The sequence below is a fragment of the Edwardsiella anguillarum ET080813 genome (assembly GCF_000264765.2).
GTDB lineage: Bacteria > Pseudomonadota > Gammaproteobacteria > Enterobacterales > Enterobacteriaceae > Edwardsiella > Edwardsiella anguillarum.
The window spans coordinates 2,895,162-2,920,580 of record NZ_CP006664.1; the positions used below are offsets into that span (position 1 = coordinate 2,895,162).

Consider the following 25,419-nt stretch of genomic DNA (forward strand, 5'->3'; position numbering starts at 1 on the left):
TGGCTGTAGAAAGATATTAGGATTTTTCGCACGACGCGCTATTCGGGGCGTAATTGCCAGCATGCCGTGCGGGGAGCGCGGCGTTTTTTTGGGGGAACGTGTCGATTTAAATGAAATTAACCCTATTGGCGCCGCGGTGCGTGGGATCGTCTATTGCGCCGGCGTCCGCGGCGTTTTTTCGCGGCGCTTTTTCCCGTTGCGTAAGGCGCCCTGCCCATTCTGTGGCACAATAGCCCGTGTTTTTTGCGCCCGGATACGCTGGTCGCGGGGGAATGCCGCCGGCGTATCGCGTCAGGCGACGCCGCGCCGGGCCAGCGCGTTATTTTCATGCCCTCTTCGTCGTCGCATGCCGCGGCGTGGGGCGCGCAGGTGAAGTTGAGTGGAAAGTGAGCGAGATGAAATACAGTTGGATTTTGTTTGATGCGGATGAAACGCTGTTCCGCTTTGATGCCTATCAAGGGCTGCGCCTGATGTTTTCCCGCTTTAACGTCGATTTCAGCGTGGAGGATTACCAGGCCTACGAGGCGGTGAACCAGCCGCTGTGGGTAGATTATCAGGAGGGGCGGATCACCTCGCGCCAGCTGCAGGAGGTTCGGTTTGAGGGGTGGGCCCAGCGCCTCAATATGACGGCCTGCGCGATTAACGATGCCTTTGTTCAGGCGATGACCGAGATCTGCGAGCCGTTGCCGGGCGCCCGTGAACTGGTGCTCTCCCTGCGGGGCCGGGTGCGGATGGGTATCATCACCAACGGCTTTACCGCCATGCAGAATGAGCGTCTGCAGCGCACCGGTCTGAGCGATGCCTTCGCGACCCTGGTGGTCTCGGAGGAGGTCGGGGTCGCCAAGCCGGACGTGGCGATTTTTGAGCATGCCTTCGCCCTGATGGATAATCCCCCGCGTGAGCAGATCCTGATGGTGGGCGATAATCCGCACTCCGATATTCTGGGCGGTATCAATGCCGGTATTGATACTTGCTGGTTGAATACCCGCGATGAGCCGGCGCCGCAGGGGATCACGCCCAGCTACCAGGTCGGATCGCTGCGCGAGCTGCAGCAGATTTTACTAGCCTGATCGCGCTCACAGCGCCGTCTCCGGCGGGAGGCGGCGGGCTATGGGCACGCGCTGACGCCGGCGCGGCAATAGGCAATAGCCGATCGCCGTGCGTATGGCGCGGGGAATCCCAAACGGAGAGGGTGTACGGGCAGCCTGCCGAATGATGCCGCAGGTCAGCGAAGCGGGCGCCGCGATGGCTATCGGCGGCGTTGTGCGCGGGAAGAGAGTGCGGGAGTTAGCGCTGGCGCTGGGACTTGGCCCACTGTACTTTTTGCCAGTCTTCGCAGCAGTCGCTGTCGCAGAAGTTTCCCGTCGGGATCGGTGCGTGACAGTTGTAGCAATACCCGGTAGGCGCCATGCTGGGTTTGTGACGGTTGGCCAGCGCCAGATCGCGTTCCAGTTCTTCCAGCGCGCTGGCGTTGTCAAATTCGTCTGCCATAAAAATACCTCGTGTTGATGGATAGGTGATAGACCGGCGCCGATTATACCGATTTCTGGGCGCAGCGTGGAGTAGCGATAGTAGTATTCTCAGCTCCTTTTCGGGGATGGCATCCGATCCCACATTCGTTATATATTTACGTATATAACGAATGGCCGTGTGGATCGGGGGGAGAGGATGGGAAATAACCACTTTGGCGATGGAGTCATGGACGGCGTAAAGAGCTACGAGCCCTGCGGTGCCGGCGAGATGCGGCGCCGCTGCTTTGACTACCGGCGCGGCTATGTGTGCGGTTTCGCCTACAGCTTTGCCAAGCGCATCGATAATCGCTATATGGCCGCCTGTCGCGCCGGTGAGCTGGCCCGGCTGTACGGCCTGGAGCGCGACGCTATCGCCGAATTTTTTCTCAGCGGTGAGGATAGCCAGCTGCAGCGCTATTACTACACCGGCTATGAACGAATCTGATCCAGATCGTACTCTGCTGCAATGACGACGCATCGATGTTGGTGAGTCTGTTAGGCTATATCGACATTCATTATCGGTATTGACGATCGGATAGGAGAAAAAAATGACCGTATCAGCCCGCAATCAGTTACAGGGAACCGTTTCAGCCTTGGCGGAGGGGGCGGTGAATGATGAGGTGGAACTGACGCTGAGCGGCGGGGAGAAGCTGGTGGCAGTCGTCACCAGCGCCAGCCGCGACGCCATGGGGCTGGCGCAGGGCAAAGAGGCCATTGCGCTGATCAAGGCGCCCTGGGTGATGTTGGCTTCGGAAACCTGTGGCCTGAAGTTTTCGGCGCGCAATCAGTTCCCCTGCGAGGTCATGGCGCTGCAGCACGGTGCGGTGAATACCACCGTCGAGCTGAAGAGCGACAGCGGCCTGACGCTGGTCTCGATCGTGACCAACGAGAGTGCGGACAGCATGGATCTGCACGCCGGCAGCAGGGTGATCGCGTTGGTGAAGGCCTCCAGCGTGCTGCTGGCGGTGCGTCAGTAACGCCGCGAGCGCCAAAGATAAAAAAGCGCCCCGGGGGCGCTTTTTTTACGTTTTACGCAGCGACGGCGCGCGTAACGCGCGTTACTGTGCGGCCTCCGCATCCTGATACTGCGGCGGCGGCTGACGGAAGCGGCGGGTCAGCACGGCCAGATAGCCGAGGCCGATGGCCGCCCAGACCAGGCCCAGCGTCATGGAGCTGGCCTCGAGGTTCATCCACAGCACCCCGACGGTTGCCGCGCCGATCAGCGGTAGGATCAGGTAGGCAAAGGTCTCTTTCAGCGTGCGGTTGCGGCGCTCGCGGATATAGAACTGCGAGATAACCGACAGGTTGACGAAGGTAAAGGCTACCAGTGCACCGAAGTTAATCAGCGCGGTTGCCGTTACCAGGTCAAAGGAGACCGCAGACAGCGCGATGGCCCCGACCAGCAGAACGTTAAAGGCCGGCGTACGCCACTTGGGATGAATGTAGCCGAAGAAACGCTCCGGGAATACCCCGTCGCGGCCCATCACGTACATCAGACGGGAAACCCCGGCGTGCGCCGCCATCCCGGAGGCCAGCACCGTTACGCAGGAGAAGACCAGGATGATGGACTGGAAGAATTTACCGGCCACGTACAGCATGATCTCCGGCTGCGAGGCATCCGGATCCTTAAAGCGGGAGATATCCGGGAAGTACAGCTGCAGGAAGTAGGAGACCACGATAAAGATGATGCCGCCGATCAGCGCCGTCAGGAAGATGGCCTTCGGGATGACGCGTCCGGCGTCTGGGGTCTCTTCCGACAGGGAGCTGATGCCGTCGAAGCCGAGGAACGAGAAGCAGAGTATGGTGGCACCGGTGATCATCGGGATCAGGTGGGCATCCTCTGAGACGAACGGACGGCTGCTGAGCAGGGTGCCAGCGCCTTCGCCCTGCGTGATGCCGTGCACCACCAGGCCGAGGAAGATGATCATGATGGCGACCTGCACGATCACGATGCCGGTGTTCAGGTTGGCGACCAGGTTAATGCCGCGCAGGTTGAACAGCGTCATCATGGTGACCAGCGCCATGACGAAAATCCACGACGGAACGCCGGGGAAAATCGCTTCCAGGTAAATTTTGGCCAGCAGGATGTTGATCATCGGCATAAACAGATAATCGAGCAGGGAAGACCAGCCCACCATAAAGCCGACGTGCGGGCTGATCGCCTTCTGCGCGTAGGTATAGGCCGAGCCGGCAGACGGGAAGCGTTTAACCAGCTTTCCGTAGCTGATCGCCGTAAACAGGATGGCAATCAGCGCAATAGCATAAGAGGTGGCAACGTGACCGTTGGTCAGTCCACTGACGATACCGAAGGTATCAAAGATGGTCATCGGCTGCAGGTACGCCAGGCCCATCATGACCACCTGTACCAGGGTCAAGGTCTTGCGCAGCTGAACGCGGTTTTGTGAAGCGGCGGAATTAGCGGCCATGACGCAGTCCTCCCATGCTCTCGACGTTTTGATTTGATGAAGCGCAAAGCGGAGAGGTCACAGGAAAACTTCGTGTGAAGCGGTATGCTGGATATTCAAAGAGGGGATGGGATAAAGAAGCGCGAACGGAAAACGGCGCGCTTGCCCCATAGTCGCTGCTGCTGCAGCGCATACCGGTGAAGCCCGGTGCGAAAGCGAATGATTGCCCCATCTAGATTTCCTCAGTCAACATGCGGGGGAACCGCATAAATAGCTATTATCATGTCCGGTCGAAGGCCGGCCTCAGTCATCTACTTGATTTTCTGCACTACAAAAAAATAACCGACGTCCATTGGTCTTTACTTAATGACACAACGTAAAACATCGGCTATTCGCAGGGCGCGTATTTTGCCGCACTCAATCGGGGATGACAAGCGATGAATGCGATTTATTAAATTTATTTTTTGTCCGGCGGGATTCTTATTAACTTGTTGTTTTTTATTTGATTTATTTTATTCAGCGGCGCTAAAGATACGGATGACCGGGTTTAATCAGTTTGTCTGAAACAAATTGACATAAAACACCATTAGCGTACCGGATTTCCGCCGCCGATATCGGCGGCGGGAATCGATTTAGCCGTAGCGCCGCTGCGCCGCGCGCGCCAGTCCGGCGGTCACCGAGCCAAAGTCGTCGCCGCCGGCCAGCGGGATGCCGGGCAGCTGCTGCGCCAGGGCGCGGCGGATCAGCGGGGAGCGGGCGCTGCCGCCGGTCAGATAGATGACGTCCGGCGTGATAGCGCTGACCGCCAGCGCCGCGCTGACCTGTTCCTGAATCCGCGCCAGCGGCTGGGTAATGGCGGCCGCCAGCGCCTCGTCGTGCAGGGTCGTCTCCAGCCCCGACGCGATGAAATCCAGCGCGACGCGGCAGTGGGGCTGCTGCGACAGGGCGATTTTCCCCTCTTCGGCGCAGCGTACCAGCCGGTAGCTCAGGCGATCGCGATAGACCTGCAGCAGGCGCTCTACCTGCTGCGGCTGGCTGGCGTCGCGCAGCAGTTCGCGCAGTAGCCGCCCATTGGCTGCGCTGTAAAAGTCACTCTGCGCCGGAACATCGTTGATGGCGACGGCATTCCAGTAGGGCAGCGACGGTAGGGCGATCCCCTTGAGGGTGCTGCTGCCGGCGCCCAGCAGCGGCATCAGCTGACGAAAGGCCAGCATGATATCGAGATCGTTACCGCCGATGCGGCAGCCGCTGTGGCCCAGCAGGCTTTGGCTGCGATCCTGCATGGCGCGCCAGCGTGGCCCCATCAGCAGGACGGAGCAGTCGGTGGTTCCGCCGCCGATATCGACAACCAGCACCCGTCGCTCGTCGCTGAGGGTCGCCTCAAAGTCCAGTCCGGCGGCGACCGGCTCGAACTCAAACGTCACCTCGCGCAGTCCGGCGCGGCGCGCGGCGCGCTCCAGTATCCCCTGGGCCTGCGCGTTGGCCTCATCGCCGCCGCTGCCCTGGAAGTTGACCGGACGGCCGATGACGGCCTGATCGATGGGGCGCTGCAGAGAGGCCTCACCCCGGCGGCGAATGTGCACCATCATGGCGCAGACCAAATCTTCAAATAGGGCTATCTGCTGCTCTTTAAGCCCGGAGGCGCCCAGAAATGACTTCGGCGACTTTACAAAGTACACATCCTGCGGGTCGCGGTTGTAGCTGTGCAACGCCTGTAGGCCAAACTGCAGGCTGTCCGCATCGACGTGAATATCCTCTTCGCGATTGGCGGCGACGGCGCGCTGCAGCAGGCGCTGGTTCTCGTCGCTGCCGGTGGGGATGTGCCAGTGGCGGTGTAAGCATTCGCTGACCGCATCGCGCGTCGGTGCGCACAGCATTGACGGAAGGTAGGGCGAATCCTGCTCCAGCGGCAGCATACGGATCTGCTCGCCGTCCATGACCGCCACAGAACAGTTGGCGGTGCCATAGTCAAAACCAATATACATCGTTGTTTCCCATGCCGGTGAAGGGCGGCGACTTTACTGCATTGCGGCGTCCTCGGCAATGGGGGCGCTGTGGTCGGCCGTCGCCGCGGGCGGCGGCGCCCCGCGGCTCAGGTGCTTCAGCAGCTGGGGCAGCGTGAGCGTGGGGTGCACGCTGCTGCCAAACAACAGATCGATGCCCAGCAGGTTCAGGGTGGCCAGCGTAGCGGGCAGCTCGGCGGGGCCGGCGATGGTTTGCAGGCCGCAGCTGCGGGCCTGGGTATGCAGCAGCGACAGCATGACCTCGTCCATACGGTTGGCGTGGGCCTGCGCAACCAGTTCGCTGCTGGCGAGCAGGTACTCCACCGGGCTATGCTCCAGGCGGGCGATATTCTCCAGACGGCGTTCAAAGCCTTCGGCAATCAGGCGACAGCCGCAGTGATGCAGAGCGCTCAGCGCCGGGGCGGTTTGTGCCTGGCGGTCGATCAGCGCGCTCTCCTCCAGGCGCAGCAGCAGCTGACGGGCGGGCAGCGGGGAGCTGCGCAGCGTGTCGCACAGCCAGCTGACAAACGTTGGCTGACACAGGCTGGCGGTGGAGAGCGAAACGGCCAGCGCCAGCGGCTGTTGGCTTAAGGCGCGAGCGTGGCGGATCAGTAGCTGGCTGAACAGCCAGCGTTCGACATCCTGCTGACGCTGGTAGCGTAGGCAGGCGCTCGCCAGCGCGGAGGCGCTGAACGGTGAGCCGTCCGGGCGGCGCGCTTCGGGATCCAGCAGATAAAACATAATCTGCTGGGGGGCGCTGCGTGGACAGACGGCGCGCAGCAGCAGGGTTATGCGCTGCGCTGCCAACAGCTCGCTGAGCTGGGCGGCATCCGGCTCATGTACGCCGTGAGGGGCGCTGGGGAGCCGGTCGCCCTGATGGCAGAACGCCTGTCCGCGCCCGCTGCGCTTGGCCATATAGCAGGCGGCGTCGGCCTGGTTGATCGCCTCATCGGCGAGGGCGTTGCGGTGCCACAGGAGGGTTAGGCCCGCGCTGGCGCCAATGCGATACAGCCCCCCCTGCCAGTAAAAGCGGTAGGCGGCGATCTCATGGATCAGCTGATCAACCATGCGCTTTCCCTGGGCGATATCGCAGTCGCTGAGGATCATGGCGAACTCATCGCCCCCCAGGCGGGCCAGGGTGTCCTGGGGGCGCAGCAGGGAGCGCATCATCTGGGCGATGTTTTGCAGCAGGACATCGCCGGCGGCGTGGCCCGCGCTGTCGTTGATGGCCTTAAAGTAATCGAGGTCGAGGAAGACCAGGACGTGATGCCGCTGTGACTCGATAGCGGAGCGCAGCGCGCGGCGCAGGGCCTGCTCGAAGCTGACTCGGTTTGGCAAACCGGTCAACGGATCGTGCAGCGCGCTGTAGGAGAGCTGGCGCAGCAGGGTTCGCGTCTCGCTGACGTCCTGAAAAACCACGACATAGCCCATCAGAACGCCGTCGCTGTGGCGCAGTTCGGCGACCCGGCTCTGTACCTCGTAGCGTTGTCCGCTGCGGCTGACCAGGCGCTGGCAGTCGTTCTCCGCGCCGTCGCCCTCTTCGTCTGCAGGGCGCAGCACCGAGAGGGCGGCGCCGCTGACGCTGTCCTGCAGGGTAACGATCTGTCCAAGGGGGCGTCCGATCGCCCGGGTTTGCGCCCAGCCGGTCATCTTCTCTGCGCTGGGGTTCATAAAACGGATTATCTGCTGGGGATCGGTGCTGATCACCGCCTCGCCAATGGCGCTCAGGGTGATGTGTAAGCGCTCACGCTCCTGATGCAGGGTATCCAGCAGTCGCTGCTTTTGGCGCTCGTTATTTTTGATATCGTTAATCTCTTTCATCTGCGCCACGAAGTAGAGCGACTCCGCCTCCGCCTGCGGCGGGCGCACCAGCGAGACGGTCAGCAGCGTCCAGATAATGCGCCCGCTGCGGTGTACATAGCGCTTTTCCAGGGTATAGCTGTCGATATGGCCGGCCAGCAGATCGGCCAGCTGGCGCTTATCGCTCTGCCTGTCCGGCGGGTAGATCAGGCTGCGGTAGCGCAGACGCTGCAGGATCGCCGCATCGTAGCCCAGCATGCGGCACAGCGCCGGGTTGAACTGTATCCAGCGCCCGCGCAGGTCGATCAGGGCCGTGCCGATAGCGGAATACTCCATGACGTTGCGCAGCCGGGTTTCGTTCTCCTCCAGACGCCGGCTCTCGCGGCGGTAGGCATGCGTCTGGATGGCGATGGCATGGGCCGGCAGCAGCACCAGCAGGATCGGCATATACAACAGCAGGGGGTTTTCGCCGGCGATGGCATGACCGTTCATCTGGGCGCACAGCAGCAGCGCCGTGCAGCAAAAAATCAGGAACGCCGGCCACAGCGGCAGCGCGACGGCGGCCCACAGCAGCGGGATAAGAATAAAGGTAAAGGGGTACGGCAGCAGCGGCAGCGCATAGTAACCACTTACCAATGTTATCAAGAGAATAGGGAGCGTCTGTAGGGGAATGACGCGCCTCAGGCCGCCGGGTGGCCTGGCCAGCAGCCCGAGCGGAGTGAGCGCCAGCATCCCCAGCGCATCAGACATAAAGGCGAATCCGGCACCGCTGAGGAAGGCATCCCGGTGCAGTAGCGTGGCGACGCCCGCCGCCAGGATGGCGCACAGCAGTGGAATGGCCAGCACGGCGATCAGGATAAAGTAAGCCCATTGCATCAGGCTGCCCAAGGGGGGGCTCCCGTGTAGGCAGCGGCGCAGCGCCAGCGCGCAGAGCAGCGCCTGCAGCTGATCGATCAGGGCGTGGAGGAGCCCATAGTGCAGCGGAGGAAAATAGGTGGGGGATAGGAGCAGCGGGAGCAGGCTGCTGAGCAGCGAAATGCCCACCAGGCGGGGCCAGTCCCGCTGCCGGCAGTGAAACAGGATCGCGGTGGTCGCCGCCGTCGGCAGCCACAGCGACGGCAGCGCCGCGTCGCTGCGGATCAACAATAGGCTGACCAGCGCCAGCAGCGCGTTTACGGCGGCAAACAGCATCAGCTGCCACGGGGCAGGGTGTACCTCGTCGCGGATACACGGAGAATTGCTTGCCATATAACTGCCCCTGATAGCCAAAAAGTGTATCCAACGCACGGCCCGTGGAAGTGTCGCAGCTGCGGCCGTGAAACGATTTTTCTCAGTATAGTGTCGGTCTGTCGCGCCGAGGCAAAACCTAGACCTTAGTCGATTAAAAGCGGAGGCGAATCGCGGCCTCTCCCAGGCCGCCGCCGCGCTATGCGATGCCCCCTAAAAACAGCCGGGCCAGCAGCAGCAGCAGCAGGCAGGCGAGGCTGCCGCCCAGGGCGCCGATCAGCGCCATGCTGGCCTGCCGCTGCCGTCCCCCCAGCCAGGCCAGCAGGCGCGGCAGCTGAACGCCAAGCAGGGCGGACAGCATCATGGCCACGACGGCGATCAGCACCACCAGGCTGCCTATCTGCGCATCCTGGTAGTAGAGTCCGCCGATAACGCCGAGCAGGCTGCCGATGAGCAGCCCCTCCAGCAGCGCGACGCCCAGCTCACGCACCACGATCGGCGCCGCGTTGGCGCGCAGCAGGTGTCGCCGGTTTAGGGCCCGCTGGGCAACGGCGGCGCTTTGCCATGCGCCGCTGGCGCACAGGAGCATCAGCAGGGGCAGCAGCAGGGCCAGCATCGGCCAGTGGCCCAGCAGCGGGCTAAGGCCGGCGCTGAGCAGGGCGGCGGGCAGCGCCAGCGCGCAGATCCCCGCCAGCGGGAGCGCACGGGCGCGCAGGCTGCGGGTGATCGGGGCGAACAGATCCTCATCTTGACGCAGGCCGGCCAGGCGGAACAGGCGCTGCTCGTGGTGGCGCTGCAGGCACTGCGCCGCCTGGATCAGGTTAAACTGCCCCAGCAGCATGCCCTTATCGTCGGTGACCGGGACGCAGGCGCGCCTCTCGCGTATCAGCATGGCGGCGGCGTCGAGCGCATCATCGTCGGGATGCAGGCTCTGGGGCGGTGGCAGCATGATATCGGCGACGCGGCCATCCGGCGCGGCAGCCAGCAGGGTGCTCAGGGGCAGCTCGCCGCACAGGCGGCCGTTGCCGTCGGTGACAAACAGCCGATCGCTGCCGCCGGGCAGCGGCGGCCGCTGGCGTAGCCACTGCAGCAGCAGCAGTAGGGCCATATCCTGACGTACGCTGCGGGTTTCCGTATCCAGCGTCATCTGGGCACCGACGCTGTGCAGTGCGTAGCTCAGCAGGGTGCGTGCGCGGCTACGCTGTTCGCCCTCCATCAGGGTGAGCATGCGTCCGGTCAAGGGCTGCGGCAGCTGGCGGCCGAGCGTGATGCGGCGCTCCAGCGGTAGGGACTGCAGGGTTTGCAGCAGGGCCTTGTCACTCAGGGTGGCCGTCAGCTCTGGCCATAGGCAGGGATCGCTGTGGGCCAGCACCTGTGCCTGCTGGCCCTGGCTTAGCTGCGACCAGAGCGCCAGGCGCCGATCGCAGGGCAGGGCGCAGAGGATATCGCTGAGATCGTCGGCCGGCAGCGTGCGCGCCGCCTGGCGGATCTCGGCGCTGTCATCCAGCAGCTGCGGATCGTTGAGCAGATGGGGATCGTCCAGACGACCGAGCAGACCATCGCTAACGGCCTGCTCCGTCAGCAGGATCTGCAGAATACGCGTACGCGTCTGCGCACGCTGCTCTGCGCTGAGGGTAACGGTGGCGGACATCGTGACTCAATCCTTGTGATGGTTGATCAATGGGGTTAATGGGCGTTTTGCGGACAGCGGCGATCCGCCATTATCGGTTCCGCCGCCGGGGGACGCAACGGGGAGATCGCGGGGGCGTACGGGAACGCTCAGCGGCGGTCGTTGGCGTCGTTCTGGGTCAGGGGCTGCGATTGTTCTACGGAGGTGTTCTGTTGACTGCGGTGATGGTCCAGCGCGCCGATGGAGGCATACAGCAGACGGCCAAACAGAATGATGAAGCTTATCAGCAATACGATCCGGGTCATACGTATGTTGGTTCGTCGTTTCATCTTGTGGGTCATTATCATCATTAAAACGTAGGGTCTCTTATTCGAAATTATAGGGTGATTTAGGCACAGTAACGGGCGGGCGTCAATGGCCGGCGATGTCGCTATCCTCTCCCGGTGATCGCGATCCGGATATGATGATGAGCTCTATTACATAAAAAATATTGATGATTCTTGCGCCGTCGCCGGGCGCGCGCGATGTTTCGCCGCTGTCTCCCGCGGCGGCTGACGCATTTTTCTGCCGCGGTTTTCGTGATACCATCGCAGGGTAACTAAATAGGGCGATCGGGGCGTAACAGGGGTCCGCCGGCGAGTAGCGATGAGCGATAAGGGCAGTGATTAAGCCGTTTCCATGAAAGCAGATAAGCGTCGCACCATATCGGGCTGGTCCCGCTGGGGAGAACCGTTGCTGTTCGCCCTGCTGGTTATTCCACTCAGTATTTTATACTCACCGCGGGTGATCCTGCCAAACGGGCAGGCGTACCTTATCGCCCTGCTGCCCGCCGCCGCGCTGGCGCTGAGTTTCCTGTACGGTAGCCGTATGCTGGCGCCGATCGTGCTCGTGGCGCTGGCGACGCTCTATCTCGCCTATGGCGTGACGCCGCTGCTGGCGGTTGGGCTGCCCTTCAGCCTGACGTTGCTGCTCTGCTGGTGGGGCTATACCCAGCAGGTCGGGCCCCGCTGGCGCGCCGGGCTGGCCAAACCCCATCAGATGCTGCCGCGCCTGTTCTGGCTCGCCGGCATGTTTCCCCTGCTGTTCATTCTGTTGACCCAGATAGCGGTCACCATGGGGATGTTTTCCGGGCACTCTTTCTTTGCCGAACGGCTCCCCTTTTCAATGAGTACGCTGACTAACTACCAGGGGATGGTGCTGGGCGCGTTGGTGGGTGCCCCGCTCTATTATCACCTGCTGCGTCTGCTGCGCCGCCCGCGCTACTGGCAGGTGATGCGCCGCCGCTGCCGGCGGGAGCAAACGGGCGACGCCGCGGGGTGGGAGCCCTACCTCTGGGGCGGCGTCGTTGCCGTGATGATCGCCCTGCTGTGCATCCGCGCGCAGGCGCAGGGCAGCATTCTGTTTACCGACTATACGCTGACCCTGCTGCTGCCGGTGATGATTTTTGGCGCCATGCGCTATGGCTATCTGCTGAGTACGCTGGTCTGGTCGGTGGCGGTGATAATCCTGCTGCTCAACTATGAAGGCTATGTCGAGCCGGACGATCTGAGCCGCAATATCTGTTTTATTACCGCCATGCTGATCGTGTTTACCCTGACGGTGATCCTGATGGCGGCGATCAATGGTCGACAGCGCCGCCTGTACCGCCATATGCGTCGGGCGGCGATGATCGATCCGGTGGTACAGCTGCCCAACGTCGGCTGTCTGGAGCAGGATCTGCAGCGCTATGGCCGCTCGGTGCTGTGCTTCGTACGCATTTCCAGCCTGGATACCCTGTGCCGTACCTACGGCATGCAGGTACGCTTGAGCTATAAGCAGCGTCTGGCGGCCGCGTTTCGGGCGGCGCTGCACGCCGATGAGCGGGTGTATCATCTGCCCGGTTATGATCTGCTGATCCGTCTGGAGCCCGGGCGCGCGCAGCAGACGCTGCGCCACCTGGAGCAGGTGGCGCACGCCTTTCGCCTGCAGTGGAATGGGCTGCCGCTGCAGCGGCAGCTGGGGCTGAGCTACTGTGGCGTCCCGGGAACGGTCGAGGCGCTGTATAGCCTGATTGGTGAGCTGAGCGCGATGGCGGAGCAGTCGCTGGACAGCGGGCGGCTGGAGAGCCTGGCGCTGAATCAGCGCCGTCTGCAGCAGGGGATTGGCCGCAAGGCCGGCCTGCTGAAAACGCTGCAGCGCGCGTTGGAAAACGATCGCTTTATCCTGTCTGCTCAGCCCATCGAAGGCTTTCGCGGCGAGAGCTATCAGGAGATCCTGCTGAAGGTGGTCGATGAGCAGGGGAGCCACCTGAGCCCGGAGAGCTTTTTGCCGATCGCCGAGGAGTTTGGCCTGACGGCCACGCTCGATCGCTGGGTCTTGACCCATACGCTCGCCTTTATCGAGCGGCACCGGGCGCAGCTGCCCGGGATCCGGGTGGCCATTCCGCTCTCCTGCGCCGGGCTGAGTCCGCCGACGCTGCCGGCGCTGCTGGAGAGCGTGCTGGCGCAGTACCGCATCGAGCCCTGGCAGCTGCTCCTGACCTTCCGGGCGGACCAACTGGCGGCGCTGTCGCCTGCGCCGTCGGCGCTGAGCGCGCTGCGTGCCCTGGGGTGTCACGTCGCCCTGAGCGGCATCGACTTCGTGCACGCCGGAGGGCAGCCGGAGCTGGATGCCGATATCCTGCAAATGACGCCCGCGCTGAGCCGCCGTCTGGGAGCCGACAGCGCGGAGCAGTATATTGTGACAGCGCTGTGTCAGGTCGCCCACCTTCGGCGTCAGACGGTCGTGGCCCGGGGGGTGGACAGCAATGCCCAGCGCGCACGCCTGAAGCAGCTGGGGGTCGACGCCATTCAGGGGCGTCTGGCCGGGACGCCGATCCCGCTGAGCGCGCTCTTGCCTAGCGCGGAGACAGCAAAAGAATAGCGGCTTATCGCGTCATTTTATGTGCAACGGGGGAAAGCGATAACTCTCGATAGTTATCAGATTGATTCATCGCGGGTAACATGCCGACTCTTTCACAGTTTTCTTGACGCTGGTTACGCGATGTCTCCCGCTGTGCCATACAGAGGAAAATGCTTTTTGCCGGCGTTTTTTTGCGCTAACGCCCGCAGGGTACACCAGCGATGGGGGCAATTTATCTCTGGTCATACTCCAATAACTCCAAATCATTATCTGAACTGGTGTATTTATATGGAGAATGATTCCGCAGTTGAATTTAATCCTTGTCTTTTACTGGCGGTAACGTGTTTACTTATTACCGCTGTCGCCATATTACGCCTGTCGTGCATGGGGATCGTGAATGCCGTCGCCGTCAGGGCGCGGCAGGGCTGTGCGGCTCCCTACGGGAGCGCGTGCACGGTTTCCCCGCGGCGTGGTATGTGTGGATGTAAATGCGGTTAAGGACCTGGGCACATGCCGCCCTGACGCGATTCTGAGGTAAGCTCCCCCAGAGTAGTGAGAGTGATCTCTGTTGCCATCCGCAAGGAGTTTTCCCCCGCGATACCAAATAGTGACGCTTCCCAACCGCTGCGCGCCACCGGGCCGCCGCGCGCTGTGGACAGCGGATATATCCTAAGAATTAAGGCATCACGACATCATATTATGACGCATCGTTTAACCTCTAGAGATATCCTGGCGCTGGGTTTTATGACCTTTGCGCTGTTTGTCGGCGCGGGCAATATTATTTTCCCCCCGATGGTGGGGCTGCAGTCCGGCGAGCATGTCTGGATTGCCGCGCTGGGCTTCCTGATCACTGCCGTCGGTCTCCCGGTGGCGACCGTGGTGGCGCTGGCCAAGGTCGGGGGCGGCATTGACGCCCTCAGCTCGCCGCTCGGCCGTCGCGCCGGCCTGCTGCTGGCGACGGTCGCCTATCTGGCGGTCGGGCCGCTGTTCGCCATTCCGCGTACCACCACCGTCTCCTTTGAGGTCGGCATCGCGCCGTTGACCGGCGAGGGAACGTGGCCGCTGCTGGGCTATAGCGTGATCTATTTTGCGCTGGTGGTCGTGATTTCGTTGTACCCGGGAAAGCTGCTGGATACGGTGGGCCACGTCCTGGCGCCGCTGAAGATTGCCGCGCTGGCGATCCTGGGCATTGCCGCGCTGATCTGGCCCGCGGGCAGCTTGGTTCCGGCGACCGAGGTGTATCGTCAGATTCCGTTCTCCACGGGCTTTGTTAACGGCTATCTGACCATGGATACGCTGGGCGCCATGGTGTTTGGCATCGTCATCGTCAACGCCGCCCGCTCGCGCGGGGTCAGCGATGCCCGCCTGCTGACGCGCTACACCATCTGGGCCGGCCTGATCGCTGGCCTGGGGCTGACGCTGGTATACCTTAGCCTGTTTAAGCTGGGGTCCGACAGCGGCGTACTGGTGCCGGATGCCCAGAACGGCGCGGTGATCCTGCACGCCTATGTGCAGCACACCTTCGGCAACATGGGCGCCATCTTCCTGGCGGCGCTGATCTTCATCGCCTGTATGGTGACGGCGGTCGGTCTGACCTGCGCCTGTGCCGAATTCTTTGCCGAGCATCTGCCCCTGAGCTACCGTACGCTGGTGTTTATGCTGGGTCTGTTCTCCATGGTGGTCTCCAACCTGGGGCTGAGCCTGCTCATCAAAATCTCGATCCCGGTGCTGACGGCCATTTATCCGCCCTGTATTGCGCTGGTGGTACTGAGCTTTACCCTGCGCTGGTGGCACCGCGCGCCGCGGGTCTTTGTACCGGTGATGGCGGTCAGTCTGCTGTTCGGCATTCTGGACGCGCTGACCGGCGCGGGAATGGTGACGGCCCTGCCGGGGTGGATTCAGCATCTGCCGCTGGCGGAGCAGGGGCTGGCATGGCTGCCGCCGTCGCTGGCCATGATGGCGCTGGCCGGTCTGTTCGATCGCCTGCTGGGGCGCGCCCGGTCATGATGTAAAGCGTGGCCGTCATGAAATTGTTACAGTTGATGACGTGAACTGCGCCGGCGGCCACTCTATAATCATCGGTGTTTTTCAGCACGGGCGTCTGCGTCCGTGTTTTTTTTTGACAGGCGAATGGGTAACTCATCACATGCAACAACAAGCCAATAAGCTAAAGCGGGGGCTCAATGCGCGCCATATCCGCTTTATGGCGTTGGGGTCGGCGATTGGCACCGGCCTTTTCTACGGTTCGGCCGACGCCATTAAGATGGCGGGGCCCAGCGTGCTGCTGGCCTATCTGATCGGCGGCGTGGTCGCGTTTATCATCATGCGTGCCCTGGGTGAGATGTCGGTTAATAACCCACAGGCCAGCTCTTTTTCGCGCTATGCGCAGGACTATCTGGGACCGATGGCCGGCTATATCACCGGCTGGACCTACTGCTTCGAGATCCTGATTGTTGCGATCGCCGACGTGACGGCGTTCGGCATCTATATGGGGGTCTGGTTCCCCGCGGTGCCGCACTGGATCTGGGTGCTGAGCGTGGTGCTGATCATCGGCGCGGTGAACCTGATGAGCGTGCGGGTGTTTGGCGAGCTGGAGTTTTGGTTCTCCTTTTTTAAGGTCGCCACCATCGTGGTGATGATCCTGGCGGGCTTTGGCATCATTATCTGGGGCATCGGCAACGGCGGTCAGCCGACCGGTATTCATAACCTGTGGAGCAACGGCGGCTTTTTCAGCCACGGTGTGATGGGGATGATCCTGTCGCTGCAGCTGGTGATGTTCGCCTATGGCGGGATTGAGATCATCGGTATCACCGCCGGCGAGGCGGCCGATCCCAAGACGGCGATCCCCAAGGCGATCAATTCGGTGCCGCTGCGGATTCTGGTGTTTTACGTCGGCACTCTGTTTGTGATCATGTCCATCTATCCCTGGAATGAGGTCGGCACCCAGGGCAGCCCCTTCGTCCTGACCTTTCAGCACCTGGGGATTACCACCGCCGCCGGGATCCTGAACTTTGTGGTGATCACGGCCTCGCTGTCGGCGATTAACAGCGATGTGTTCGGGGTGGGCCGCATGCTGCACGGTATGGCGCAGCAGGGACATGCACCGCGTATCTTTGCCCGCCTCTCTCGCCACGGCATTCCGTGGGTCACGGTGGTGGTGATGGTACTGGCGCTGCTGGTGGCGGTATACCTGAATTACATCATGCCGCAGAACGTCTTTCTGGTGATCGCCTCGCTGGCGACCTTTGCCACGGTGTGGGTGTGGATAATGATCCTGCTGTCGCAGATCGCCTTTCGCCGCCGCCTGACGCCGGAGCAGGTCAAAGGGCTGGATTTCCCGCTGCGCGGCGGTGTGTATACCTCTCTGCTGGGGATCCTGTTTCTGGCCTTTATCATCGCGCTGATCGGCTATTTCCCGGATACGCGGATATCGCTGTACGCCGGCGCCATCTGGATCCTGGCCCTGCTGATCGGCTATCGCTTTGTCCGCCAGCCGGCGTCGCCGGACCTGGCGCAGTCGCTGCCGCCGGAGCACGTGGAGTGATACGCGCCGCGCGACGCTGAGCGCAAGAGAAAGAAACGGAGCCTAAGGGCTCCGTTTGTCGTTATAGAAGGGCTCCGTCTATCGTATCAGTGAGGGCGACGGCGGGCGCGGACTTCGCTCACACCGGTGAAGGGGTCGGCCGGGGCCTCCTCCCGCTCATCGCGCCAGGCGCCGTTGCTGCGCTGGCGCAGCGCATCGCGGACGTCGTGCAGGGTATTGATCATCTCTTCATAGTGCTGTGCGGCATGCAGGGCGTCGGGTGAGACGCCGTTGCCGCTGGCGCCGTGCAGGCAGCCCACCAGGATCAGGGCCGACAGCAGCGGCAGCAGATGTGTGCGTAGCCGTGTAAACAAAGCAAATTCTCCCGGTTAAAAACGTGCGTTGTCTTTGTATCCTAGCCACGGCGGGGCGTGAACCCCGTATTCATATCGTGAGAGAGATGGGGGCGCTTTGTTACGGCACGAAACATCTGCGTCGGCAACTGTCAGCTGAGGGTAAGGTTACCCCCGTCGTCTCGGGGCAGGTGCTGCGCGATGGCGCGCACGTCCGTACCGGTTGGCGTCTGGTGGATCCGCAGGCCAAACTGCTCGATGACGGCAAAGGTGTGATCGAAGATATCGGCTTGAATCCCCTCGTATTCGGCCCAGATAACGGTATTGGTGAAGGCGTAGATCTCAATGGGCAGGCCATCGGAGGTCGGCGCCAGCTGACGCACCATTAGGGTCATGTCCTTGCGGATACGGGGGTGCTGCAGTAGATAGGCCTGCAGATAGGCGCGTAGGGTGCCCAGATTGGTCATGCGACGGCCGTTGAGCGGCGAGTCCAGATCGATATGCTGCCGCTGGTTATCGTTGGCAATCTCCAGGCTCTTGTCGTGCAGATAGGGCTGTAGCAACGCGCTGCGGCGCAGCCGGGCCAGATCGTCATCGTTGAGAAAGCGAACGCTGGTGGTATCGATGTTCAGGCTGCGCTTGATGCGGCGCCCCCCCGACTCCGACATGCCGCGCCAGTTTTTAAACGAATCGGATACCAGGGCATAGGTGGGGATGGTGGTGATGGTATTGTCCCAGTTACGTACCTTCACGGTGGTCAGACCGATGTCGGTGACTGCCCCGTCGGCGCCGTACTTGGGCATCTCCAGCCAGTCGCCGAGGTGCAGCATGTCGTTGGCCGATAGCTGGATCCCGGCGACCAGTCCCAGGATCGGATCTTTAAACACCAACATCAATACTGCCGCCATGGCGCCGAGGCCGCTGATCAGCAGGATCGGTGACTGCCCCATCAGCAGCGAAATCATCAGGATGCCGATAAGGATCGCCGCCAGCAGCTTGGTGCCCTGAAAGATGCCGCGCAGCGGTAGCTGCGTGGCGACGGCGAGCTGATGGGAGAGATCCAGCAGGATATCCAGCAGGGAGAACAGGGAGAGCAGGGCGAACAGCAGGATCCACAGCTGGGCGGCGACGATCAGCGCATAGCCGGCGTCGGTGCCGGGGTGCAGCCAGAATACGGCCTGAATATTGACGATGATCCCCTGGAACATCGAGGCCAGGCGGTGGAAAAGCTTGTGCTGGGTCAGCGCCTTAATCCACATGTTCTCACTCTGCAGACCGCGCGCCTGCAGACGGGTGAGCAGCAGACGGTGCAGCAGCAGGTGAATGATCGCCGCCGTCAGAATAATCAGTCCCAGAACAATCACCAGCGAGGTCACATGGGTGAACTCAAAACCGAACTGCTCCAGCCAGCGCATTAATACTTTTTGCATGCAGGCTCCTTCATTTTTCTTGTGATGCATTGCGTGTGGTCACGGGCGCCGCGGCGCCCCTCCCGGCGTCGATGCGCGGCGAGGGCGGGCGACCCTGTGATAGGCTAACGGCTGCAGGCGAGCAGTCAACCGGTTTTCTCTTTATTTGACACTGACTTACAAAAAATCTGGCGCGGGTATCGCCTCATCCCCCGCGCTCATCCCCCTAAAATAGCGCGATAGGGGAGGCGCGGCCACGCTGGGCAGTGTCATGATCGCGGTATCTTGCTGAATGAAGGAAGGGAATCATGTTCAATGCCTGGCATCTGCCGGTCGCGCCCTATGTGCGTCGCCGCGGAGACGATCTGGTGGTGACGCTGCTACTGGCGGGTGAGGATCTGCCGCAGCGGGTGCTGCTGCGCTGTGAACCGGACAATGAGGAGTGGCTGCTGCCGATGCGCCGTTACCGGTGCCGCGCGGGCGTGTGCTACCGGGGCCGCCTTTCGCTGCGGGAGGGCGAACCGCTGCGGCGCTACTGTTTTAAGCTGCTGTGGGCCGATCGTCAGCGCTGGTTCACGCCCCTGGGGTTGCGGGAGACGCCGCCGGGTCAGGAGATGCAGTTCGCCGTCAGCATACCGTCGCCCTATCCCGAGTGGGTTGCCGACCAGGTGTTTTACCAAATTTTTCCCGATCGCTTCGCCCGCAGCGCCGCGGCGGAGACGGCGCCGGCCCCGGGCTGGCGCGACTGGGCGACGCCGCTGGACGATACGGCGGATGCCCACACGTTCTACGGCGGCGATCTGGATGGCGTCACCGCGCGGCTACCCTATCTCCGGGCGCTGGGGATTACCGCGCTCTACCTGAACCCCATCTTCAGCGCGCCGAGCAACCATAAGTATGATACCGCCGACTATTATCGGGTGGATGCGGGGCTGGGGGGCGATCCGGCGCTGATCCGGCTGCGTCAGGCCACCGCCCAGGCGGGTATCCGCCTGCTGCTGGACGGCGTATTCAATCATACCGGCGACACCCACCGCTGGTTCGATCGCCCGCGGCGCGGTGAGGAGGGCGCCTGCCACCACCCCGCGTCGCCGCAGCGTGAACGCTACAGCTTTGACGCCGACGGACGGGCGCTGGGCTGGAAGGGAGAGGCTTCCCTGCCCAAGCTGGACTATGCCAGCCCACGGGTGATCGACAGCATCTATCGGGCGGATGACAGCGTGATGCGCTATTGGCTGCGCCCGCCCTATGCCATTGACGGCTGGCGGCTGGACGTCATCCACATGCTGGGCGAAGCGGGCGGCACCCGGGGCAACCTGCATCATCTGGCGGAGATGTACCGGGCGGTGAAGGCCGAAAATCCCCAGGCCTACGTGCTGGGCGAGCACTTTGGCGACGCGCGCCGCTGGTTGCAGGCTGGGGTGGAGGACGGCGCCATGAACTATATGGGCTTTGCCCTACCGCTGCGCGCGTTTCTCGCCGGCGTGGACGTCGCCTACCAGCCCATCCGGCTCAGCGCGGCCCAGTGCGCTGAATGGATGGAGTCATATCGCGCCGGTCTGAGTCAGACGCAGCAGCTGTGTCAGTTTAACCAGCTGGACAGCCACGATACCGCCCGTTTTATTACCCTGCTACGGGGAAACCGTCAGCGGATGATGCTGGCGTTGACCTGGCTATTTACCTGGATCGGGGCGCCCTGCCTGTACTATGGCGACGAGATTGGCCTGGCGGGGGAGAACGATCCCTACTGCCGGGCGCCGTTTCCCTGGGATCCTGCGCAGTGGGACAGTGCGCTGCACAGCCTGTGCCGTCAGCTGGCGCAGATGCGTCGCCGACACGCCGCGCTGCGCCGCGGCGCCTGTCAGGTCATCTATGCCGATGGCGAAACGCTGTTGTTTATCCGCCGGCTGGAGCGGCAGTCGGTGCTGGTGGCTATCCAGCGTACCGGCGAGGGCGAGGTGCGGTTGCCCTGCACGCCGCTGCTGCCGACGGGGGCGTGGCGTGCGCTGTGCGGCGCCGGATGCCTGGAGGCCGGGGCGGAGACCCTGGCGCTGAGGCTTCCCGCCGAGAGCGCCAGCGTGTGGGTACTGAAGGGGTGAGCGGGCATAAAAAAAGCGACCCGTGGGTCGCTTTTTTGGGCGCAGGATAAACGATTACAGCTTAGCGGCGTTTTCAGTCAGGTACTTGGCAACGCCGTCCGGAGAGGCGCCCATGCCTGCTTTACCTTTTTCCCACTGGGCCGGGCAGACGTCGCCGTGCTCTTCGTGGAACTGCATGGCGTCGACCATGCGCAGCATTTCATCAACGTTACGGCCCAGCGGCAGATCGTTGACCACCTGGTGACGTACGATGCCATCTTTGTCGATCAGGAAAGAGCCGCGCAGCGCTACGCCCTCTTCTGGGTGTTCGATGCCGTAAGCGCGCATGATTTCGTGCTTAACGTCGGCAACCAGCGGGTACTGTACTTCGCCGATACCGCCCTTATCCACCGGGGTCTTACGCCAGGCGTTGTGAACAAACTCGGAGTCCATGGAGACGCCGACCACTTCCACGCCGCGCGCTTGGAACTCGCTGTAGCGGTGATCGAAGGCGATCAGCTCAGACGGACAAACGAAGGTAAAGTCCATCGGCCAGAAGAAAACCACGGTCGGTTTACCCTGAGTGAACGCTTTGAAGTTGAATTTATCAACGATTTCACCGTTACCCATCACGGCGGCAGCGGTAAAGTCGGGGGCTTGACGAGAAACCAGGACCATAATAACTCCCGTTAATAGTATTCAGTAGGTTATCGAATCTTTATCTGGCGCTAACTATACGAAGTTGTCGTTTGTAAATAAAGCGTGAAGCGCCAATCAATATGATAGTCAATGCCAATCAATTGTTACGAATAATGACCAAAAAATGGCCATCACCGCCGATGAGATGTCAAAACCATAGCGTAAAATACGATTTTAGCCACCCTTTATGTGCCCATATTGTTATGAAAATGCGCGTTTGGGAACATATTGCGCAGGCGCTACAGCGCCTTGGCGTACGCCTGGCGCATCATCTGGGGATAGAAGTGCCAGAACTGCGCCTCCAGACGATCGTAGTGACGTTCGATATCGCTGAACGATCCGCTCAGCGCCGCCAGCCGGGGACGGCGCTGCGCCATGCCGCTGAGCACCCTGGCGATAAACGGCAGTTCGGCATAGCGCTGCAGCCAGCGCTCTTGCCACAGGTGTTGGTTCATCGTGCGAAAGCGCGGCGGGGTTCCCTCGAGATGGGGCAGGATAGCGGCGCTGGCGTGGGCGATAAAGTCGGGCAGCGGCCGCTGCGGCTCCAGCGTTGACCAGTGGCGGGCTAGAAAATGGTCCCAGACGATATCCAGGGTGATCGGAGCGACTCGTCGATAGTCGTCGCCAAACCAGGCGCGGGCGGCGCGAACCTGCGGCAGGCTATCGGTCATGCTATCGACGCGGCGGTGCATGCGGATTCCGGCGCAGACGTCGGCATTATAGTAGGGCTTTGGATCGCCGCGGACAAAGTCGGCCAGCAGGTTGCCGAGCAGCGAACTGTCCGCTAGCGCGGCCAGGTGAAGGTGGGCGAGAAAATTCATCCGCTGAGTATACGGGAGCGCGCAGCGCAGAGCCAGCGTCTGCGCCGATGCGCGGCGCCGGGCCGCATGATCCCGGCCGTCCTGGGAGCCCCGTACCCCGGAGGGCCCCGCCGCCGCGCGCGGAAAAGCGCCTAATTTGCCGCCGGGCGGCATCTGCGGTTGCAGCCTCTCGTCGGCGGCTCTAGACTAAGCCGTTTTTCTTCTGCGTATTACCGTCAATCATATAGTGAAACCAAACCATGCGAGTGTCCGACTTTACCTTTGAACTGCCCGATGAACTGATTGCCCGCTATCCCCAGGAACAACGCAGCGGCTGTCGCCTGCTGTCGCTGGATGGTCCGACGGGCGCGCGGGAGCACGGGGTGTTTACGGATATCGTCGATAAGCTCAATCCGGGCGATCTGCTGGTGTTCAACAACACCCGGGTGATCCCGGCGCGTCTGTTTGGCCGCAAGGCCAGCGGCGGTAAGGTCGAGGTGCTGGTCGAGCGCGTACTGGATCGCGCCCGGGTGTTGGCGCACGTGCGAGCGTCCAAGGCGCCCAAGCCGGGCGCTGAGCTGCTGCTGGGGGATAACGAGGATATCCGCGCCACCATGCTGGCCCGCCACGATGCCCTGTTTGAGCTGGGGTTTGACGATCCGCGCGATGTGTTGACCATCCTCAATGCGGCCGGCCATATGCCGCTGCCGCCGTACATCGACCGCCCGGATGAGGAGGCGGATCGCGAGCTGTATCAGACCGTATATAGCTCACGCCCCGGCGCCGTGGCGGCGCCGACCGCGGGTCTGCACTTCGATCAGCCGCTGCTGGACAAACTGCGCGACAAAGGGGTTGAGATGGCCTTTGTGACCCTGCACGTCGGCGCAGGCACCTTTCAGCCGGTGCGGGTTGAGAGCATTGAAGATCACATCATGCACTCCGAATACGCCGAGGTTCCGCAGGAGGTTGTCGATGCCGTCCTGGCCTGTAAGGCGCGCGGCAATCGGGTGATCGCGGTCGGCACCACCTCCGTTCGTTCGCTGGAGAGCGCGGCGGCGGCCAGTAAGCAGGCGCTTATCGCCCCCTTCTTTGACGATACGCAAATCTTTATCTATCCGGGCTATCACTATCAGGTAATTGATGCTCTGATTACCAACTTCCACCTGCCGGAGTCCACGCTGATCATGCTGGTCTCCGCGTTTGCCGGGTATCGCCACACGCTGGACGCCTATCGCGACGCGGTGGCGCGGCAATACCGTTTCTTTAGCTACGGGGATGCCATGTATATTACCCGTAACCCGCAGGCTGAACAGGAGCAGGTGGTTTCAGCCTGATTTTTACGCGGCCCGCCGGCGTAAGCGGTGGGCCATTTTTCGCCCGATTACGGCGGCTAACGCCGTCGGGGGCCGGTTTCCCGCCGCGTCGGGTGCGCCGGTAGGGCATGACACCATCAGACTGTTTTTCTGATGACGGAGGTTTGAGTGAAGTACGAATTAGTCAGCACCGATGGACGCGCCCGGCGCGGCCGCCTGATTTTTGAACGCGGCGTCGTTGAGACGCCGGCGTTTATGCCGGTAGGGACCTACGGCACGGTAAAAGGCATGACGCCGGAAGAGGTGGCCCAGACCGGTGCCCAGATCCTGCTGGGTAATACCTTCCACCTGTGGCTGCGCCCGGGTCAGGAGATCATGAAGCTGCACGGCGATCTGCATGACTTTATGCAGTGGCCGGGGCCGATCCTGACGGACTCCGGCGGTTTCCAGGTGTTCAGCCTGGGAGCGATGCGCAAGATCAAGGAGGAGGGGGTCTACTTCCGTAATCCGATCAACGGCTCTCCGGTGTTCCTGAGCCCGGAAAAATCGATGGAGATCCAGTACGACCTGGGATCGGACATCGTGATGATCTTCGATGAGTGCACCCCCTATCCGGCGGACTGGGACTACGCCAAGCGCTCCATGGAGATGTCGCTGCGCTGGGCTAAACGCAGCCGTCAGCGTTTTGATGAGCTGGGTAACCAGAATGCGCTGTTCGGAATTATTCAGGGCAGCGTTTACGAAGATTTACGAGATGTATCATTAAAAGGGCTGGTAGAGATCGGCTTTGATGGTTACGCTGTGGGCGGCCTGGCGGTAGGTGAGCCCAAAGAGGATATGCACCGTATTCTGGAGCATGTCTGCCCGATGATCCCGCAGGATAAGCCGCGTTACCTGATGGGCGTCGGCAAGCCGGAGGATCTGGTGGAAGGGGTGCGGCGCGGCATCGACATGTTCGACTGCGTCATGCCGACGCGCAACGCGCGCAACGGCCATCTTTTCGTCACCGGCGGGGTGGTAAAAATTCGCAATGCGAAATACAAAGAGGATACCGCTGCGCTGGATCCCGAGTGCGATTGTTACACCTGTCGCAATTATAGCCGCGCCTACTTGCATCATCTCGACCGTTGTAACGAAATTCTGGGTGCCCGTTTAAACACCATCCACAACCTGCGTTACTATCAGCGTTTGATGGCGGCTTTACGCCAGGCTATCGAGGAAGGTAAATTAGAGCGCTTTGCGGCTGATTTTTATGGTCGCCGAGGTCGTACGGTTCCGCCGCTGGGCGCAGCCGACGCCGCGTCCTGATCCCGCCGTCGTGCGGCGTTAAGGGCGGCAGCGTAGAAAGGTTAGGCCGGTCGGGAAATGGATCCTGGCCGGTTTAATGCACTTACTGTGCTTTGGCAGTGTGTTGTTGCTATCTATAGTAATTAATGAGGGATATTTCGATGAGTTTATTCATTTCTGACGCTGTTGCATCTGCAGGGGCTCCGGCGCAGGGCAGTCCGTACTCTCTGGTGATCATGCTGGTCGTCTTCGGCCTGATTTTCTATTTTATGATCCTGCGCCCGCAGCAAAAACGTGCCAAGGAACATAAAAAACTGATGGAGTCCATCAGCAAGGGTGATGAGGTGCTGACCAACGGTGGTCTGATTGGCCGCGTGGTTAAAGTGGCCGACACCGGCTATATCGCCATTGCGCTCAATGACACTACCGAAGTGATCATCAAACGCGATTTCGTGACCGCCGTCCTGCCGAAAGGTACGATGAAAGCGCTGTAATTTTCGA

At 61.8% G+C, this 25,419-nt stretch carries 20 protein-coding genes; 10 read left to right on the forward strand and 10 right to left on the reverse strand.

Annotated features, from left to right (window positions below; translation table 11 throughout):
- Positions 1–395 precede the first annotated feature (395 nt).
- The gene (gene yjjG / locus ETEE_RS13040; protein ID WP_034163722.1) at positions 396–1,070 is read left to right on the forward strand and encodes a pyrimidine 5'-nucleotidase; all 675 of its coding nucleotides are present in this window, start codon (positions 396–398) and stop codon (positions 1,068–1,070) included.
- Positions 1,071–1,287: 217 nt separating this feature from the next.
- On the opposite strand, the gene ETEE_RS13045 is transcribed toward yjjG, so the two are convergent.
- Complete coding sequence (locus ETEE_RS13045; protein ID WP_005296746.1) at positions 1,288–1,491, reverse strand: hypothetical protein; 204 nt, start codon at positions 1,489–1,491, stop codon at positions 1,288–1,290.
- A 177-nt stretch (positions 1,492–1,668) separates the two neighbouring features.
- On the opposite strand from ETEE_RS13045, the gene ETEE_RS13050 reads away from it, so the two are divergent.
- Both ETEE_RS13050 and ETEE_RS13055 read left to right on the forward strand, forming a co-directional pair.
- The gene (locus ETEE_RS13050; RefSeq protein WP_034163721.1) at positions 1,669–1,956 is read left to right on the forward strand and encodes a DUF2623 family protein; all 288 of its coding nucleotides are present in this window, start codon (positions 1,669–1,671) and stop codon (positions 1,954–1,956) included.
- Between the two features lie 103 nt (positions 1,957–2,059).
- Positions 2,060–2,488: a TOBE domain-containing protein gene (locus tag ETEE_RS13055; protein ID WP_034163720.1), complete on the forward strand. Its 429-nt coding sequence runs from the start codon at positions 2,060–2,062 to the stop codon at positions 2,486–2,488.
- Positions 2,489–2,569: 81 nt separating this feature from the next.
- On the opposite strand, the gene ETEE_RS13060 is transcribed toward ETEE_RS13055, so the two are convergent.
- The 5 genes from ETEE_RS13060 to ETEE_RS13080 all read right to left on the reverse strand — a co-directional run bounded on the left by ETEE_RS13060 (position 2,570) and on the right by ETEE_RS13080 (position 10,905).
- Positions 2,570–3,937 carry an APC family permease gene (locus ETEE_RS13060; RefSeq protein ID WP_034163719.1) on the reverse strand — a complete coding sequence of 456 codons (1,368 nt, stop codon included), beginning with the start codon at positions 3,935–3,937 and terminating at the stop codon, positions 2,570–2,572.
- Positions 3,938–4,548: 611 nt separating this feature from the next.
- Positions 4,549–5,901, reverse strand: a complete 1,353-nt coding sequence (yegD, locus tag ETEE_RS13065; RefSeq protein WP_034163717.1) for a molecular chaperone — start codon at positions 5,899–5,901, stop codon at positions 4,549–4,551.
- A 33-nt stretch (positions 5,902–5,934) separates the two neighbouring features.
- Positions 5,935–8,967 carry a diguanylate cyclase domain-containing protein gene (locus ETEE_RS13070; RefSeq protein ID WP_034163716.1) on the reverse strand — a complete coding sequence of 1,011 codons (3,033 nt, stop codon included), beginning with the start codon at positions 8,965–8,967 and terminating at the stop codon, positions 5,935–5,937.
- A 178-nt stretch (positions 8,968–9,145) separates the two neighbouring features.
- Positions 9,146–10,597, reverse strand: coding sequence for a magnesium transporter MgtE N-terminal domain-containing protein (locus ETEE_RS13075; RefSeq protein ID WP_034163714.1), 1,452 nt, complete (start codon positions 10,595–10,597; stop codon positions 9,146–9,148).
- A gap of 128 nt (positions 10,598–10,725) precedes the next feature.
- Positions 10,726–10,905, reverse strand: a complete 180-nt coding sequence (locus ETEE_RS13080; protein ID WP_071844228.1) for a YfgG family protein — start codon at positions 10,903–10,905, stop codon at positions 10,726–10,728.
- Positions 10,906–11,254: 349 nt separating this feature from the next.
- On the opposite strand from ETEE_RS13080, the gene ETEE_RS13085 reads away from it, so the two are divergent.
- From ETEE_RS13085 to proY, 3 genes are all read left to right on the forward strand, one after another.
- The gene (locus ETEE_RS13085; protein WP_071881918.1) at positions 11,255–13,477 is read left to right on the forward strand and encodes an EAL domain-containing protein; all 2,223 of its coding nucleotides are present in this window, start codon (positions 11,255–11,257) and stop codon (positions 13,475–13,477) included.
- 678 nt (positions 13,478–14,155) lie between these two features.
- Positions 14,156–15,463: a branched-chain amino acid transport system II carrier protein gene (gene brnQ / locus ETEE_RS13090; protein WP_034163710.1), complete on the forward strand. Its 1,308-nt coding sequence runs from the start codon at positions 14,156–14,158 to the stop codon at positions 15,461–15,463.
- A gap of 139 nt (positions 15,464–15,602) precedes the next feature.
- Positions 15,603–17,000, forward strand: coding sequence for a proline-specific permease ProY (proY, locus tag ETEE_RS13095; protein ID WP_034163709.1), 1,398 nt, complete (start codon positions 15,603–15,605; stop codon positions 16,998–17,000).
- A gap of 86 nt (positions 17,001–17,086) precedes the next feature.
- On the opposite strand, the gene ETEE_RS13100 is transcribed toward proY, so the two are convergent.
- On the reverse strand, positions 17,087–17,353 hold the full coding sequence (locus ETEE_RS13100; protein WP_034163708.1) for a hypothetical protein: 267 nt from the start codon (positions 17,351–17,353) through the stop codon (positions 17,087–17,089).
- A 131-nt stretch (positions 17,354–17,484) separates the two neighbouring features.
- Positions 17,485–18,762 (reverse strand): mechanosensitive ion channel family protein, encoded by a 1,278-nt coding sequence (locus tag ETEE_RS13105; RefSeq protein WP_034163706.1) that lies wholly within the window; start codon positions 18,760–18,762, stop codon positions 17,485–17,487.
- A gap of 287 nt (positions 18,763–19,049) precedes the next feature.
- Between ETEE_RS13105 and malZ the strand changes: the two genes are divergently transcribed.
- Positions 19,050–20,840, forward strand: coding sequence for a maltodextrin glucosidase (gene malZ, locus ETEE_RS13110; RefSeq protein ID WP_034163705.1), 1,791 nt, complete (start codon positions 19,050–19,052; stop codon positions 20,838–20,840).
- Between the two features lie 54 nt (positions 20,841–20,894).
- On the opposite strand, the gene ETEE_RS13115 is transcribed toward malZ, so the two are convergent.
- The gene (locus ETEE_RS13115) at positions 20,895–21,497 is read right to left on the reverse strand and encodes a peroxiredoxin C (RefSeq protein WP_034163704.1); all 603 of its coding nucleotides are present in this window, start codon (positions 21,495–21,497) and stop codon (positions 20,895–20,897) included.
- Between the two features lie 260 nt (positions 21,498–21,757).
- Positions 21,758–22,339, reverse strand: a complete 582-nt coding sequence (locus ETEE_RS13120; protein ID WP_034163821.1) for an ACP phosphodiesterase — start codon at positions 22,337–22,339, stop codon at positions 21,758–21,760.
- Between the two features lie 239 nt (positions 22,340–22,578).
- Between ETEE_RS13120 and queA the strand changes: the two genes are divergently transcribed.
- The 3 genes from queA (at position 22,579) to yajC (ending at position 25,412) form a co-directional block, all read left to right on the forward strand.
- Entirely contained in the window at positions 22,579–23,652 is a 1,074-nt protein-coding gene (gene queA / locus ETEE_RS13125) for a tRNA preQ1(34) S-adenosylmethionine ribosyltransferase-isomerase QueA (protein ID WP_034163703.1), read from the forward strand.
- 147 nt (positions 23,653–23,799) lie between these two features.
- Positions 23,800–24,939, forward strand: coding sequence for a tRNA guanosine(34) transglycosylase Tgt (gene tgt / locus ETEE_RS13130; RefSeq protein ID WP_034163702.1), 1,140 nt, complete (start codon positions 23,800–23,802; stop codon positions 24,937–24,939).
- A gap of 140 nt (positions 24,940–25,079) precedes the next feature.
- Positions 25,080–25,412: a preprotein translocase subunit YajC gene (gene yajC, locus ETEE_RS13135; RefSeq protein ID WP_034163700.1), complete on the forward strand. Its 333-nt coding sequence runs from the start codon at positions 25,080–25,082 to the stop codon at positions 25,410–25,412.
- Positions 25,413–25,419: the final 7 nt, after the last annotated feature.